Source organism: Stenotrophomonas sp. STEN020 (assembly GCF_056760195.1).
Genome location: NZ_JBRREI010000014.1, coordinates 65,424 through 79,819, shown reverse-complemented (window position 1 = coordinate 79,819; position 14,396 = coordinate 65,424). Strand labels below are relative to the sequence as shown.

The 14,396-nt window shown below is 64.2% G+C and carries 12 protein-coding genes; 4 read left to right on the top strand and 8 right to left on the bottom strand.

Going from position 1 to position 14,396, the window contains the following annotated elements:
• The first annotated feature begins 1 nt into the window (after nucleotide 1).
• On the top strand, nucleotides 2-544 hold the full coding sequence (locus ACVOLZ_RS08385) for an RNA polymerase sigma factor (protein ID WP_481515763.1): 543 nt from the start codon (nucleotides 2-4) through the stop codon (nucleotides 542-544).
• Nucleotides 541-1,551, top strand: coding sequence for a FecR family protein (locus tag ACVOLZ_RS08380; protein ID WP_481515762.1), 1,011 nt, complete (start codon nucleotides 541-543; stop codon nucleotides 1,549-1,551). Before ACVOLZ_RS08385 ends, ACVOLZ_RS08380 begins: the two co-directional genes overlap by 4 nt.
• 41 nt (nucleotides 1,552-1,592) lie before the next feature.
• Here ACVOLZ_RS08380 and ACVOLZ_RS08375 read toward each other — a convergent pair whose 3' ends face one another.
• From ACVOLZ_RS08375 to aspS, 3 genes are all read right to left on the bottom strand, one after another.
• On the bottom strand, nucleotides 1,593-1,856 hold the full coding sequence (locus ACVOLZ_RS08375; RefSeq protein WP_481515761.1) for a transposase: 264 nt from the start codon (nucleotides 1,854-1,856) through the stop codon (nucleotides 1,593-1,595).
• Nucleotides 1,857-2,022: 166 nt separating this feature from the next.
• Nucleotides 2,023-2,544, bottom strand: coding sequence for a GNAT family N-acetyltransferase (locus tag ACVOLZ_RS08370; RefSeq protein WP_481515760.1), 522 nt, complete (start codon nucleotides 2,542-2,544; stop codon nucleotides 2,023-2,025).
• 3 nt (nucleotides 2,545-2,547) lie between these two features.
• Nucleotides 2,548-4,305, bottom strand: a complete 1,758-nt coding sequence (gene aspS, locus ACVOLZ_RS08365) for an aspartate--tRNA ligase (RefSeq protein ID WP_481515759.1) — start codon at nucleotides 4,303-4,305, stop codon at nucleotides 2,548-2,550.
• Between aspS and ACVOLZ_RS08360 the strand changes: the two genes are divergently transcribed.
• Complete coding sequence (locus ACVOLZ_RS08360; protein ID WP_481515758.1) at nucleotides 4,294-5,427, top strand: DUF3011 domain-containing protein; 1,134 nt, start codon at nucleotides 4,294-4,296, stop codon at nucleotides 5,425-5,427. The genes aspS and ACVOLZ_RS08360 overlap by 12 nt on opposite strands.
• Before the next feature lie 50 nt (nucleotides 5,428-5,477).
• Here ACVOLZ_RS08360 and ACVOLZ_RS08355 read toward each other — a convergent pair whose 3' ends face one another.
• The 4 genes from ACVOLZ_RS08355 to blaCESS all read right to left on the bottom strand — a co-directional run bounded on the left by ACVOLZ_RS08355 (nucleotide 5,478) and on the right by blaCESS (nucleotide 11,100).
• Nucleotides 5,478-6,125 carry a hypothetical protein gene (locus ACVOLZ_RS08355; protein WP_481515757.1) on the bottom strand — a complete coding sequence of 216 codons (648 nt, stop codon included), beginning with the start codon at nucleotides 6,123-6,125 and terminating at the stop codon, nucleotides 5,478-5,480.
• Nucleotides 6,126-6,151: 26 nt separating this feature from the next.
• Nucleotides 6,152-8,800: a serine/threonine-protein kinase gene (locus tag ACVOLZ_RS08350; RefSeq protein WP_481515756.1), complete on the bottom strand. Its 2,649-nt coding sequence runs from the start codon at nucleotides 8,798-8,800 to the stop codon at nucleotides 6,152-6,154.
• 69 nt (nucleotides 8,801-8,869) lie between these two features.
• Nucleotides 8,870-10,126: a cation:proton antiporter gene (locus ACVOLZ_RS08345; RefSeq protein WP_481515755.1), complete on the bottom strand. Its 1,257-nt coding sequence runs from the start codon at nucleotides 10,124-10,126 to the stop codon at nucleotides 8,870-8,872.
• 71 nt (nucleotides 10,127-10,197) lie between these two features.
• Nucleotides 10,198-11,100, bottom strand: coding sequence for a CESS family extended-spectrum class A beta-lactamase (gene blaCESS / locus ACVOLZ_RS08340; RefSeq protein ID WP_481515754.1), 903 nt, complete (start codon nucleotides 11,098-11,100; stop codon nucleotides 10,198-10,200).
• A gap of 167 nt (nucleotides 11,101-11,267) precedes the next feature.
• On the opposite strand from blaCESS, the gene ACVOLZ_RS08335 reads away from it, so the two are divergent.
• On the top strand, nucleotides 11,268-12,143 hold the full coding sequence (locus tag ACVOLZ_RS08335) for a LysR family transcriptional regulator (RefSeq protein ID WP_481515753.1): 876 nt from the start codon (nucleotides 11,268-11,270) through the stop codon (nucleotides 12,141-12,143).
• A gap of 127 nt (nucleotides 12,144-12,270) precedes the next feature.
• Here ACVOLZ_RS08335 and ACVOLZ_RS08330 read toward each other — a convergent pair whose 3' ends face one another.
• Nucleotides 12,271-14,148, bottom strand: coding sequence for an ABC-F family ATP-binding cassette domain-containing protein (locus ACVOLZ_RS08330; RefSeq protein WP_481515752.1), 1,878 nt, complete (start codon nucleotides 14,146-14,148; stop codon nucleotides 12,271-12,273).
• Between the last annotated feature and the right edge of the window lie 248 nt (nucleotides 14,149-14,396).

The window sequence follows — 14,396 nt, the reverse complement described above, 5'->3', positions numbered from 1 at the left end:
AATGACCGCCGCCCTGCCGCCCGTTCAGTCTCCACCCGACAGCCTCCGGGACGCGGGCGCCATGGCGCAACAGTACCGCCCACGCCTGATGCGCTACTTCAGGAACCACCTGGGTACGATTGAAGACGCGGAAGATCTCACCCAGGAAACCCTGGTGCGGATGATGCGCGATCCGCAGGCAGACAAAGTCAACAACATCGAAGCCTATTTGATGACGATTGCTGGCAACCTGCTGCGCGATCGCTACCGTCGCGACCGTACCCGCCATGCTGGCCAACATGTACCCATCGATGAAAACACCGAAGGCTGGCCCACCGAAACGGTATGTGGCGAGCGCGTTTACCAGGACCGCGAGCGTCTGCAGACGTTCTTGAAGGTACTGGATGATCTACCACCACGTTGCCAGCAGGTATTCCTATTGCATCGCTATGAAGGCCTGACCTATGGCGCCATCGCCAGTCAATTGGGCATCAGCGTCAGTGCTGTCGAAAAACAAATGATGCGTGCCCTGCTCCACTTCGGCACGCGTTTGGAGCAACCATGAAAGAAAGCAGACTTGAAGTCGTTGCAGACGCCGATCCGATCCGCACCCAGGCGGCGGCGTGGTTGGCGCGCCTGCACGCCGATGAATTGAGCGAGCAGGAAGAGGCCGAGCACCAGATCTGGCTGGATGCCGATCCAGCACATCGGCTTGCCTACGAGCAGGTCGAGCGGATGTGGACGATGCTGAGCGATTTTTCAGCCACGCCCGACATCAGCCAGCGCCTGGCGGCGATTCCCGCAGCAGCTGCGGAGCAAACCAGACCGCAACTGCAGCGCAGACCGCGCCGTCTGCAATGGCTGGCGGCCTGCGCAGCGGCGCTGACCGCGGTGGTCATTGGTTGGCAGGTGTTTGCACCGCCACCCACAAGCGAACAGCGCTATGCCAGCGCGATCGGCGAGCAGCGCAGCATCACCCTCGACGATGGCACGCAGGTTGATCTGGATACCGGCACCGCGCTGCGCGTGCGTTACAGCAAGCAGCAACGTCGCATTGAGCTGGACCAGGGCCGTGCCTTCTTCAAGGTCGCAGCCGACAGCGCGCGCCCGCTGACCGTGGATACAGCACAGGGCAGCGTGCGTGCGGTAGGCACCCAGTTCGAGGTGTATCGCCTGGATAATGGCCTCGATGTAGCCCTGTTCGAAGGCAAGGTACAGCTACGCGCCGCCGCCGACGACAGCGCCGCAGCCGTGGCCACACTCAGTCCCGGGCAGCGCGCGCGCATGACCCCCGGCAAGGCGCCACAGATACAGAACTTCCAGGGTGGTACCGCACCGGCCTGGATCGACGGCCAGCTGGTGTTTGAAAACCTGCCATTGCGGGCAGCGATAGCAGAGTTCAACCGCTACGGCGGCAGCCCGTTGCGGGTCGACGATGCGGCGCTGGGCGAACTGCGTGTATCCGGCGTGTTCCGCAGCAATGACAGCAGCGGCTTTGTTGAAGCCTTGAACGCCCTGCACAAGATCTCCGCACATACCAACGCCGCAGGCGAGACCGAGCTCAGCCGCTGACAAACACGCGCCGCAGACCTCCTGCGGCGCGCGTTGGCAACTCAGAGCGGCTGCAGCAAAGCCTGCCTGATCCGCTCGCGCTCCAGCAGCTGCACGTCCAGCAAGGCCTTGAGCCGATGGTTTTCTTTCTCCAGATGACGCAACTGCTGTACATGCAGGCTGCGCGTGCCGCCACTGGCTCGCCGCAGCAGCGCATACGAGGCCTCACTGAAACCACGCTTTCTGCACAGCTCCCGCAGGCTCGCGGCAGTACCAATTTCAAGCAGGAAGTCGATCACCTGCGCCTCGTCAAAGCGTTTCCTCATGCCTGCATAGACGCAGCAGCACGGAAGAACCACAGCAACGCAGCCATGGCTCTATTTGTAGGAGCGGCGTAAGCCGCGAAGCAGACCTCGCCAGCAGGCCCCAGAAGACCTCCTCACAGGAAGCCCCTCCTCCATTCCACCTGCAGACCAACCCAACCCAGCTGAATCAGCCAGCAAGTCGCCGCAGAATGAACTCGTTGTCGCGCACGCTGCCAACCGGGAACTCATAGGCACCAACCTGCTCGAAGCCATGCCGTGCGTAGAAACGCTGCGCGCCGAAGTTCTCCGACCACACGCCAATCCACAACGTGCGCCCCGGGGTCTGCAGCCACTGCAGGGCCGCCGCGAACAGCTGCCCACCCTGACCGCCACCTTGATGTTGGCGCAGCACGTACAGACGTTTCAATTCACCGTCGCCAGCCGCTGCATCCGCATGCGGCAAGCCACAGGGACCAGCAAAAGCGAAGCCGATGGCCTCACCTTCCACTTCCAGCAACCACGCCGCGTAGTCACCGGACTGCAGCTGTTGCCGCTGCAGCTCGACCGGATAGGCCGTGGCCAGGTAATCGGCCAGGTCCTGCGGCGGATACAGATGGCCGAACGTCTCCACGAAGGTACGCTCGGCCAGCGTGCACAGCACGCCAGCATCATCGGGCGTAGCGCGACGGATGCTGGCGTCAGCTGCCAAGGCTCAGGCCTTGTCGGCGCGCGGACGCACCTGCACGTGCACTTCAGCCAGCTGCGCGTCGGCGATCGGCGACGGCGCATCGGTCATCAGGCACTGTGCACCGGTGGTCTTCGGGAACGGGATCACGTCGCGGATCGACTCGGTACCAGCCATCAGCGCGGCAATGCGGTCGATACCGAAGGCGATACCACCGTGCGGCGGGGCGCCGTAGTTCAGCGCATCCAGCAGGAAGCCGAACTTGGCACGGGCTTCTTCAGCATCAATGCCGAGCAGCTCGAACACCGCGCTCTGCATTTCCGGGCGATGGATACGGATCGAACCACCGCCGATTTCGTTGCCGTTGAGCACCATGTCGTAACCGCGCGACACCGCGGTCTTGGCATGCGCACGCAGGTCCGCCACATCGTCCACCGCCGGTGCGGTGAAGGGGTGATGCAGGGCAACGTAGCGCTGCGCCTCTTCGTCCCACTCGAACATCGGGAAGTCGGTGACCCACAGCGGTGCCCAGGTGTTGGCGACCAGGCCGAAGTCCTTGCCGGCCTTCAAACGCAGCGCGCCCATGAAGTCGGAGACCTTGTTGTAACCGCCGGCACCAAAGAACACGATGTCACCATTGCCGGCACCAATGTGCTTGAGCAGTGCAGCGAAGGCGTCTTCGGCGAAGAACTTCTGGATCGGCGAGCTGACCTCGCCGTTCTCGGCGATCTTGATGTAGGCCAGACCCTTGGCGCCGTACTTGGCGGCATGGGCAGCGTACTCGTCGATCTGCTTGCGGCTGAGCGTGGCACCACCGGGAATGCGCAGCGCGGCCACGCGGCCGTCGGCATCATTGGCAGCGGCGGTGAACACCGGGAATTCGCTGGTCTTGACCAGTTCGGCCACGTCCACCAGCTCCAGCGCGATGCGCAGGTCCGGCTTGTCCGAACCGTAGCGACGCATCGCCTCGGCCCAGGTCATGCGCGGGAACTGTGCAGCCAGTTCCACGTCTACCACTTCCTTGAAGATGGAGCGGATCATGCCTTCGACGAAGTCCTGGATGTCGCTCTCGCGGACGAAGGCGAACTCCATGTCCAACTGGGTGAATTCCAGCTGGCGGTCGGCACGCAGCGCTTCATCGCGGAAGCAGCGCGCAACCTGGTAGTAGCGGTCGAAGCCGGCCACCATCAGGATCTGCTTGAACAGCTGCGGGCTCTGCGGCAGGGCGTAGAACTCGCCCGGATGCATGCGTGCCGGCACCAGGAAGTCGCGCGCGCCTTCCGGGGTGGCCTTGGTCAGGATCGGGGTTTCGATGTCCTGGAAGCCGCGCTCGTCCAGATGACGGCGCAGCGCCTGCACCAGCTTGATGCGGGTGCGCTGCATGCGCTGCATTTCCGGACGGCGCAGGTCCAGGTAACGGTACTTCAGGCGGGTTTCTTCGCCCGGGTTCTCGTGCGCATGGAACGGCAGCGGCGCGGCCTTGTTGAGGATGCTGATGCGGGTGGCGATCACTTCCACCTTGCCGCTGCGGATCTTGTCGTTGACCGCATGACGCGCGCGCACCACGCCTTCGACCTGCAGCACATCCTCGTAACCGAGGCTGGCGGCGACGGCGAAGACCTCGGCGTTGTCCGGTTCAACGGTGACCTGGACGATGCCTTCGTGGTCGCGCAGGTCGATGAAGCAGACGCCGCCGAGGTTACGGGCAACGTCGGTCCAGCCGGCGAGGGTCACGGTTTGGCCGATCAGGGTCTCGTCGACCAGGCCGCAGAAATGGGTACGCATGGAAAGCTCCGCAGGGGGCCCGGCACGAAACGGTGCCGGGTAGCCCCGTATTTTGGCGCTCAGCGGGGGTTGGAGCAAATCCGCCCCATCAGTCACGCCGCCTTAAGCGGGATTGCGCCTATAGTTCCGCGTCCAAACCTGAACAGGGAAGCCACCATGAACCGTCACCTCCTGCTTGCAGGCCTGGCTTCCCTGTTGGGGCTGGCCATGAGCGCGTCCCCCGCAGCAGCCCAATCCGGCTACCCGGGCGGCAACCAGAATGGTCCGATCCGGTGCGAAAGCGTAGATCAGCGCCAGCGTGTCTGTGCCACCGGCTGGCGCAGCGCCGTGCTGACCCGGCAGCTGTCCAAGGCCCAATGTACCGAGGGTCGCAGCTGGGGCAGCAGCAACGGCAATGTATGGGTCAGCAACGGCTGCCGCGCTGAATTCAGCGAGGGCCGCGGCGGCTGGGGCGGTGGCCAGGGCGGCTGGAACGGCAATGGCAACGGCAACGGCAACCGCACCATCCGCTGCGACAGCAACAACAACCGCCAGCAGGTCTGCAACACCGGCTGGCGCAGTGCGGTGCTGGTCCGCCAGGTCTCCGATACCCGCTGCACCGAGGGTCGCAACTGGGGCAGCAACAACGGCAGCGTCTGGGTCAGCGGCGGCTGCCGCGCCGAGTTTGCCGAAGGCCGCGGTGGCGGTGGTGGCTGGGGCGGCGGCCCGGGCAACGGCAACCAGACCATCCGCTGCGACAGCAACAGCAACCGCCATGTGGTCTGCAATACCGGCTGGCGCAGCGCGGTGCTGGTGCGTCAGGTTTCCGATACGCGCTGCGTGGAAGGCCGCAACTGGGGCAGCAGCAATGGCGCGGTCTGGGTCAACGGCGGCTGCCGTGGCGAGTTCGCCGAAGGCCGTGGCGGTGGCAATGGCGGCGGCTGGGGTGGCAACAACTACTTCGTGGATTGCCATAGCAACAGCAACCGCTTGAACACCTGCGCCTGGGATCGCCGCCAGGGCCGACCAGTCATCGTCCAGCAGGCCTCCGACACGCGCTGCGTGGAAGGCCGCAACTGGGGCTTCAACGGCGACAGCATCTGGGTCAACGGCGGCTGCCGTGCCCGTTTCGGCCGACGCTGAGTCTCAAGCCATGTGGATCAGAGGGCGCCGGCAACGGCGCCCTTTGCATTTCACGCCTCGCTGCCCCACGGCGCTGGCGGCAGCGCCACCGGCACGCTCAGGTCGAACTCCACCTGGAACAGACGCCCATCCGGACGCGCCAGCTCGTAGACGAAACGCTTGCCCGGCACCAGCTCCATCGCCCAGGTATTGCGCAGCGAGGCAGTCATGCCATTTGCAGTGAACATCGCCACCGATTCGGCATCGACCGGAAACTCCTGCCGCCCTGCACTGCCGGCCTGCGCGGTATCGCCGCCGTACATGGTCACTGCATCCGGGCTGCCATCTGCATGACGGTGGTCGTGCTTCAAGCGCAGACCACCATCCGTGCGGCTGATCACCCAGGTCCGCGAATGGTCCTCACCCACATGGAACGGCACCCGCAACTCCTGCTGCGGGCTGTCACAGCCGCGCACATGCATCACCAGGGTCTTGCCATCGAACGGGTCCGGCGCGCTGGATTGCGGCTGATTGGCGATGATGCGACCGGCAAAGGCCTGCCCGCAGTAGTGCGCCAGATCGGCGAGGAACCGGTCGGCCGGCGCGACTGCCGCCTTTGCTGCCGGCGCGGTGCTGGCGGCAATGGCCGTAACGGGAAGGGCAGCGGTTCCGGCCAAGGCCAAAATGCAGATCAGATTCGAGAAGGATGAGGTTTTCATGCCCCGATCCTCGCCCACCCGCGAACTCAAGGCAACGCGGCGCTGCCTTGAGTATCGCCACGCGCCGCCTGCAAGGCGCTGCGCCATTGCGCGGTCACCGCCGATTCCCTGCCATACAAGGGCTCGGAAGCAGCTACCGCAGCCTGCCAATGCTGCGCGGCTTCATTGCGGTTGCCGCGCTGCTCAGCCAGACGCGCGCGCAATACCTGTTGGCGTACCGCCGCGTAAGGGCTGCCGGCCAGCAGCGGTTGTACGGCATCCAGCGTTTGCGCCGCCGCATCCAACCGCTGCTTGGCAATCAGCCATTCGGCCCAACCCTGCTGCACACGGATGCCGTTGGCGCTGCTGGCAGGTATACGCGGCAGCCATAAATCATGCGCCCGCTGCAGCATGGCATCGCCCGCAGCGTCGCCTTGTCCGGCCAGCAACAGGCCGAGCTGCAACTCCAGATCCAGGGTATCCGGATGATCCCTACCAATGGCTGCGGTGCGTATTTCCAGGGCCTGACGATAATCGGCTTCGGCAGCGGCCATCTCGCCCTGCGCCTGCGCAAGCTGCGCAGCGGTTTCGGTCATGGCTGAATAGTTGTAACTGTCCTTGCCCAGCACCTCCGCCGACAGCCGCAGCGCGGTTTCCACGTACGGTCGTGCGCGCGCGTACTCGCCCTTGCGTATCAGCGCCAGCGCCAGCCGGTTGTTCTCGCTGACCACGTAGACGCTGCGTTGCCCGAAGATTTTCGGCGCACGTGCCAGGTTGGCCTCGAACGCGGCGATGGCCTCATCCAGATCGCCGCGATCCATCACCATCAAGGTGCGCTCGGTGTTGCTGGCCCAGTAGTCGTAGGACATTTCACCAAAGGTGCGCAGGAACATCGGCGTGGACTGGTCGAACGCTGCCGCCGATGCGACCAGGTCGCCTTTTCGCCGGTACATCATGCCCAGGTTGTCCAATGCCACACCGATGTACTGCTCGCGTTTTCCGGCCCGGTGGCGTTGCAGCGCCTGCTTGAACGCGGCTTCGGCATCGTCATAGCGTTGCTCGGACAACAACGACAGCCCCAATGAGTTGTAGGACTGGGCGACGCGGAAGCTGTCCGCCGGCCGCTTGCCCAGCAGCGCCAACGCCCGCCGCGCCAGCTTCGCGCCTTCCACACCGTTGCGATTGTTGGAGTAGCTGCCCGCCAACAGGTTGAACAGGCGCGCGGCCTCGTCCAGATTCTTGTTGCCACCAGCGGCGGCCAATGCCTCGGCAGCCTGCAACATCAGCGGGTCGGACCGTCGTAGATCGCCGGCATTGCGGTAGGCCAGGCCAATCACGCCTTTCAAGCGCGCCTGTACTTCCGGCGATGCATCCAGGTCCTTGTCGATACGCGACGCAGCCCTATCCAGCACCTCGCGTGCACTGATGTCCTCGCCGCCACGCACGCCTTTCTCACGCGGATCGGCCGCCTGGAACATCTCCACCAGGAAGCCGCTGACCTGTTCTGCGATTTTTGCCTCCCGCTCGGCTGCCTCCCGCTCCACCGCCAGACGCCACACAAACCAGGCTGCAAGCAGCAGCGCCAATAACAGCAGCGCCGCCCCCTTCCAATTGCGTCGCAACCAACGCCCACTGCGATACCAACGCCCGCCGTTTCGCGCCTGCACTGGCCGATGCTGCAAATAACACTGCAGGTCGGCGGCCATTGCCTCCACCGACGGATAGCGCTGCTCAGGTGGCAATGCGCCGGCGCGTACCACGATCGCATCGAGATCACCGCGCAGCGCGCGCAGCCAGCGGCAGTCGGCCTGAGCGACCCGACTGGGAGCAGCCACCGCAACCCCGCTGTCGCTTGCGCCGCGCCTGCCACCCTTGCCTGCCAGCAACTCGCTGAGCACCGCAGCCAGACTGAAGACATCGCTACTCACCCCCACTGCCAGCCCTGACTGCAGCTCCCGCGCGGCGTAGGCTGGAGTGAAGAACTGCGCACTCTGATCGCTCGCCTCGTCGCCCAACAGCCGCGACACGCCGAAGTCGAGCAGCACCGGCTCACCATCCTCTCGCACCAGGATATTGGAAGGCTTCAGATCGCAATGCAGTACCAACCGCGCATGTGCGGCCTGCACCGCGCTGCATACCTTCAGGAACAGCTGCAGGCGCTGGCGCAGATCCAGCTGCTGGCGCGCGCAGTAAACGTCCAGCGGCTCGCCACGCACGTACTCCATCACCAGATACGGATGCCCGCCCGGGGTAGTACCACCGTCGTAAAGGCGCGCGATATTCGGGTGCTGCAGGCTGGCAAGGATCCGTCGCTCGGCGGCCAGACGCTCAGCTACACGTGCACTGGGCTTGCCCTGCAGGACTTTTACCGCCACCTCCTGCGCATACAGGCCATCGGCACGCTCGGCGCGGAACACCATGCCCATGCCGCCACTGGCCAGCCGTTCGTACAGCCGCCAAGGCCCGACGACATCGCCTTCGCTCAGTTCAGAAGGAATCGCGGCGACGATCAACTGCTGCATTGGATCGAGGGCAAGACCGAGCTCACTGGTCTGCGCTTCGAGCAGCTCCAGTGTTTCGGCGATGACGGCTGGATCAGCGCTCAAGCGCGCAAGCTCACTCCGCCATTGCGACGGATGCAGTTCACACACTGCGTCAAACAGCTCGCGCACCTGTTGCCAGCTATCCCGGTCCACCAACACCCCCTGTGCCACCCGCCCGCTACATTGCGAAGCCGTGCCTGCCATGGGGATGATAAGCGCCGCTCAACGCTCCGGTACGTAAGAGTTGGGTGCTGATGACGGATCTGAAACCGCATCATCTGCATTACCCGCATCAGCCACAGTTTCTCTTACGACATTGGGATCGGCGGTTTCAGCACCCTCGTTGCTGAGCGGGTCCACATCCATCGGTCGCCGGAACACCAGCGACGGCAGCAGCGTGGTCAATGCGGCATACAACAGCAAGGCACCGAACAGCACCGGCGAGATCGCAAAACGCTCGCGCATGATTGCCGCCAATACCAGGGTGAAGATCAGCGTCGGCGACAACGCCAATGCCACCCGCAGACTGGTGCGGAAACTTTCGCCAAACAGCAAACGCCGTTGCAGCCAGATCACCGCGATGCGCAGCGGCAGCACCACCAGGGTGATCAACAGACCCAGGCCAAGAGCTTCAAAACTCAAGGCTTCGGCCGGCACCTTGGTGCCCGAGTTGAAGAAGTAGAACGGCACGAAGAAGGAAGAAAACAGACGCAAGGCATGCAGGTTCTCGTGCGATGCCAATGACGGCATGCGCTGCTGCAGCAGGCGCGCAACCAGCCCGGCGATGAACGCGCCAACCAGGTAGTACACACCCAGCCCATAGGTGATGTAGGCGGCCAGCATGCCAACCATCACCAGCAGCGAAAATTCCGAGCCCGGCGCATGTGGCGCCACCCAGCGGCCCAGCGCGATGAACAACAACGGCAGGCCCACCATCATCGCCAGCAAGGCCATGCTCGACAGCGCCATATGCACAGGATCGCCGGCCTGCAGCACCACGAACAAGGCGGCAAGCGCCAACAACTCGCCGGCAATGGCCTTGCTGCTGACCCAGAAACGCTCGGCATCATCCAGACCGAGCTGGGACAGTGAGTCCATGATGAAACCGGTGGAGGGCGTCAGCAGCGCCAGCGCCAGCAGGGCCGCCGCCTGCCACTGCAGGCCGGCGTAGTGCCATGCCAGCCAGGCCACGCCGGTCAGCGTGGCGCTACGGATCACCAGATGGGTCACCAGCGGCCACATGCCCTTGCGTAAATCGGCCAGATCCACTTCAAGCCCGGCAAACAGGAACAGCGAGGAAATGCCCAGCGTGGCGAGCAGGTTGACCACCGGATCATGCGAACCGTCACCCAGCCATAGCATCGCGGCGATGCCGAATACCAGACAGGTCAGCGGCGCCGGAATATTGAAACGCTGCAACGCGCGTGGGATCACCAGCAGCGCGAAGATCAACAACAGATAGATAACTTCCCTGCTCATGGCGCCTGTTTCCTGTGGACCGTTACGCGGGGTCGCGCCCACCGGTCACCGCCGCGCCAACGATGGAATCGTCAACACAGCCGGGCCCCAGCCAGCTCCCCAACCTGGCGCAGGATGCCATTCCTGCCGTCATCATCCAGTGCAGAACCCTGCAGGTAGCTGACCAGCAACCATGGCGTACCAGAGGCCAGCGGCCACAGCGCGGCGATATCGTTGGTGGTGTCGCTGCCGTTGCTGCCGGTCTTGTCGCCCACCCGCCAGCCACGTGGCAGGCCAGCGCGCAGGCGCGCGTCGCCGGTCTGGTTGTCGATCAGCCAGTCGGCCAGCTGCTGTCGCGATGCTTCGTTGAGCACGTCGCCCAGAAGGAAACGCTGCAGATTGCCGGCCATCGCCGCCGGGCTGGTGGTATCGCGCGGGTCACCGGCGGCAAAGCGGTTGAGCTCGGGCTCGTTGCGCGCACTCACGGTGACGCGATCGCCGTGCTCACGCAGGAAGGCGGTAAGCCCAGCCGGACCGCCGATCAGCGGCAGCAGCAGATTGGCTGCCGCGTTGTCGCTGACGATCATCGTCGCCCGGCATAGATCGCGCACGGTCATGCTTTTGCCGACGTGGCGCTCGGTGAACGGCGAATGGTCGATGATATCCGCCTGCTGCACCGGCACACGCTGGTCCAGCGACACCTGGCCTGCATCGACACGGTGCAGAACCGCTGCAGACAGCGGAAATTTGACCGTGCTGCACATCGGAAAGCGCTCGTCCATGCGATGCCCATAGCGGGCCCCGCTGGCCGGGTTCCAGAGGCAGACTCCCAGGCGACCGCCGCTGGCTTTCTCAAGTGCGGCGAAGTCGGCGTCACTGACTGCCGCCGGTGTTGGCGCCGCATTGGCGCTACCAGCACGTGCCCATGCGGCAGGGATCAATGCACTGGCCAAGGCGGTACCGCCAAGTGTGAGGAACTTACGACGAGCAAGCATTGAGACTCTCCTTGGGGCTGATCGGGCTGATCTTGCCAACCACTGCCGCCCCCGACCATCGCGAATAATCATCGCCTGCCATTAGTTAAATTTGCACCTCTTACGGAAATTCGACCACTAGACACGGAATAATGCCGCCGACCATCAAGTTTCGTCATGACTGCGCCATGATCCGACCCCAGCTGCCGCTCAACGCCCTGCGCGCCTTCGAAGCCGCCGCGCGCCATCTGAACTTCACTCGCGCCGCGTTGGAGCTTTGCGTCAGCCAGGCCGCGCTGAGTCACCAGATCCGTGGATTGGAGGACCGCCTGCAGGTCAGCCTGTTCCATCGGCTGCCGCGCGGTGTGGCGCTGACCGACGAGGGTGCGGCGCTGTATCCGGTGCTGACCGAGAGCTTCGACCGCATGGCGATCGCACTGGACCGCTTCACCGGCGGGCGCTTCCGTGAAGTGCTGACCGTGGGCGTAGTCGGCACCTTTGCCACCGGCTGGCTGCTGCCGCGCCTGCCCGAGTTCGAGGCAGCACATCCGGATATCGAGCTGCGTGTGCAGACCCACAACAACCGCATCGATCTGGCCGGCGAAGGATTGGATCTGGCGATCCGTTTTGGTGATGGTGACTGGCAGGGGCAGGATTGCACGCCGATCGTCGATACCCCGTTTGCGCCACTGTGCGCGCCGGCTGTGGCGCGGAAATTGAGGCAGCCACGTGATCTTGGCAACGTGCCGCTGCTGCGCTCCTATCGCAACGACGAATGGCCGCGTTGGTTGCAGCAAGCGGGTATCAGTGGCGTTGAAGCGCGTGGTGCGGTGTTTGATTCGTCGCTGACCTTGGCCAGTGCTGCGGCCGCAGGTGCTGGCGTGGCGCTGCTGCCGTTGCGCATGTTCGAACAGGACCTGGCCGAGGGCCGGCTGTTGCAGCCATTCGCGCAGACCTTGTCGTTGGGCAGGTATTGGCTGACGCGGCTGCGCTCGCGACAGGAGCGCGAGCCACTGCGGCGGTTCCGGCAGTGGTTGCAGGCGCAGGGCCAATTGGACCTGTAGCGCCGAGCCATGCTCGGCAAGCGCATCACCTGTAGTGCCGAGCCATGCTCGGCAGGAGAGTCACCGGTAAAGCCCCAGCCGTGCATGGCTCGGCTCTACAGTGGCATCGCTTCGCGGCCTGCGACGCTCAGTCCTCCAGCATCTCCATCCAGGTCGCTTCAGCCTGCTCCAGCTGCTGCGCCAGCACTTCACGCTCGCCGCCAAGCCTGGCCATCTTCGCCGCATCAGCGTAGTTGCCGGAATCGGCCAACTGCGCATCAAGTTCGGCCAGCGACGCACCCAGCTGCTCTACCTTCTTCTCGGCCGCTTCCAGCTTGTGCGGGTTGACCGGCTTCTTGTTCGAAGCCGGCTTGGCTGGAGCCACCTGTGCAACCGGTGCGGCGGCTGCCGGCTTTTCCTGGCGGTCACTCTTGGTGCGTGCACCCTGCGCACTGGCGCGGGTACGCAGCCACTGCGCGTACTCGTCCAGATCGCCGGCAAACGGCTCGACCACACCGTCGGCCACGCGCCAGAACGTATCGCAGACCAGACCGATCAGATGGCGGTCGTGCGAGACCATCACGATCGCGCCTTCAAACAGCGACAACGCTTCGGCCAGAGCCTCACGCATTTCCAGATCAAGGTGATTGGTCGGTTCGTCGAGCAGCAGCACGTTCGGCTGCTGCCAGGCGATCAGGGCCAGCGCCAGACGCGCACGCTCGCCACCGGAGAAACCATCCACGGTCTCGAATGCGCGATCACCCGGGAAGTTCCACTTGCCGAGGAAGTCGCGGAACGACTGGTTCACACCATCCGGGGCGATCTCACGGAAGTGATCCATCGGCGTCATGCCGGCATGCAGCGACTCCACCGTGTGCTGGGCGAAGTAACCAATCTGCAGGTCCGGGTGGGCCATGCGGTCACCGGCCAGCAACTCCAGGTCACCGACCAGCGATTTCACCAGCGTGGTCTTACCGGCGCCGTTCGGGCCAAGCAGGCCGACGCGCTGGCCGGCTTCCAGACCAAAGCCCACGTTGTCCAGGATCACCGCGTCCGGGCCGTAACCGGCGGTCACGTCGTTGAGGCGGATCAGCGAGAACGGCAGCTTGGCCGGCGGCGAGAACTCGATGCGGAACTCGCGCTCGGCACGCACCGCTTCGGTACCGGCCATCTTGGCCAGGCGCTTCATCCGGCTCTGCGCCTGGGTGGCCTTGCTGGCCTGCGCCTTGAAGCGGTCGATGAAGCTCTGCAGATGCGCGCGTTCGGCCTGCTCCTTCTCATGCGTGATCTGCTGCTGGCGCAGATGCTCGGCACGCTGACGTTCGAAGTCGGTGTAACCGCCCGGGTAGAGCTTGGCGGTGCCACTGTGCAGGTGCAGGGTATGCGTTGCAACGTTGTCGAGGAACTCGCGGTCATGCGAGATCAGCAGCAGCGTGCCCGGGTACTTCAGCAGCCATTGTTCCAGCCAGTACACGGCGTCCAGATCCAAGTGGTTGGTCGGTTCGTCGAGCAGCAGCAGGTCGCTGGGCATCATCAGCGCGCGGGCAAGGTTCAAGCGCGCACGCCAGCCACCGGAGAACGCCGCCACCGGTCGCTCATGCGTATCGGCCGGGAAGCCCAGGCCGTGCAGCAGTTTGCCTGCACGCGCTTCGGCGTCATAAGCGTTGAGCTCGGCCATCTTCTGGTGCGCGTTGGCGACCGCTTCCCAGTCCTCACGCGCGGCAGCGGCAGCTTCTTCCTGCAGCACCGCGGCGACCACGTCGTCACCGCCGAGCACATAGTCGATGGCGCGGTCGGCCAGCGCCGGGGTTTCCTGGGCAACGTCGGCAATGCGGATTTTACCGGGCAGCGACACGTCACCCTTGTCGGCTTCCAGTTCACCACGCACGGCGGCAAACAGGCTGGATTTACCTGCGCCATTACGGCCCACCACGCCTACGCGATAGCCGGCATGCAGGGTGAGGTCTACGTTGGACAACAGCAGGCGCTCGCCCCGGCGAAGGGCGAAATTACGAAGGGAAATCATGAATAGGTCCGTTATAACGAAAAGGAATGTGCATGTGAGCAGCATTCCTGCGACGCAATTCTAACGTTAACCAATACTTGACTCACCTCCTGTTATCGCACGCGCCTGAACGGCGTTGCCTGACAGGGAGCAAGTACTCGCATTGCCAAATCGCCTTTGCTGAACTGAAAAAGCTTTCAAAAGCAACAATTTAGCTGCGCCATCCGGTTTGACACGAGGTAAAAATTCCATTAATTCGTTAATGGCGC

Bases quoted from the DNA above. Each gene is read 5' to 3' on its own strand.
- ACVOLZ_RS08385 (WP_481515763.1), top strand. From the start codon at position 2: ATGACCGCCGCCCTGCCGCCCGTTCAGTCTCCACCCGACAGCCTCCGG.
- ACVOLZ_RS08380 (WP_481515762.1), top strand. From the start codon at position 541: ATGAAAGAAAGCAGACTTGAAGTCGTTGCAGACGCCGATCCGATCCGC.
- ACVOLZ_RS08375 (WP_481515761.1), bottom strand. From the start codon at position 1,856: ATGAGGAAACGCTTTGACGAGGCGCAGGTGATCGACTTCCTGCTTGAA.
- ACVOLZ_RS08360 (WP_481515758.1), top strand. From the start codon at position 4,294: ATGGGTACGCATGGAAAGCTCCGCAGGGGGCCCGGCACGAAACGGTGC.
- aspS (WP_481515759.1), bottom strand. From the start codon at position 4,305: ATGCGTACCCATTTCTGCGGCCTGGTCGACGAGACCCTGATCGGCCAA.
- ACVOLZ_RS08355 (WP_481515757.1), bottom strand. From the start codon at position 6,125: ATGAAAACCTCATCCTTCTCGAATCTGATCTGCATTTTGGCCTTGGCC.
- ACVOLZ_RS08345 (WP_481515755.1), bottom strand. From the start codon at position 10,126: ATGAGCAGGGAAGTTATCTATCTGTTGTTGATCTTCGCGCTGCTGGTG.
- blaCESS (WP_481515754.1), bottom strand. From the start codon at position 11,100: ATGCTTGCTCGTCGTAAGTTCCTCACACTTGGCGGTACCGCCTTGGCC.
- ACVOLZ_RS08335 (WP_481515753.1), top strand. From the start codon at position 11,268: ATGATCCGACCCCAGCTGCCGCTCAACGCCCTGCGCGCCTTCGAAGCC.
- ACVOLZ_RS08330 (WP_481515752.1), bottom strand. From the start codon at position 14,148: ATGATTTCCCTTCGTAATTTCGCCCTTCGCCGGGGCGAGCGCCTGCTG.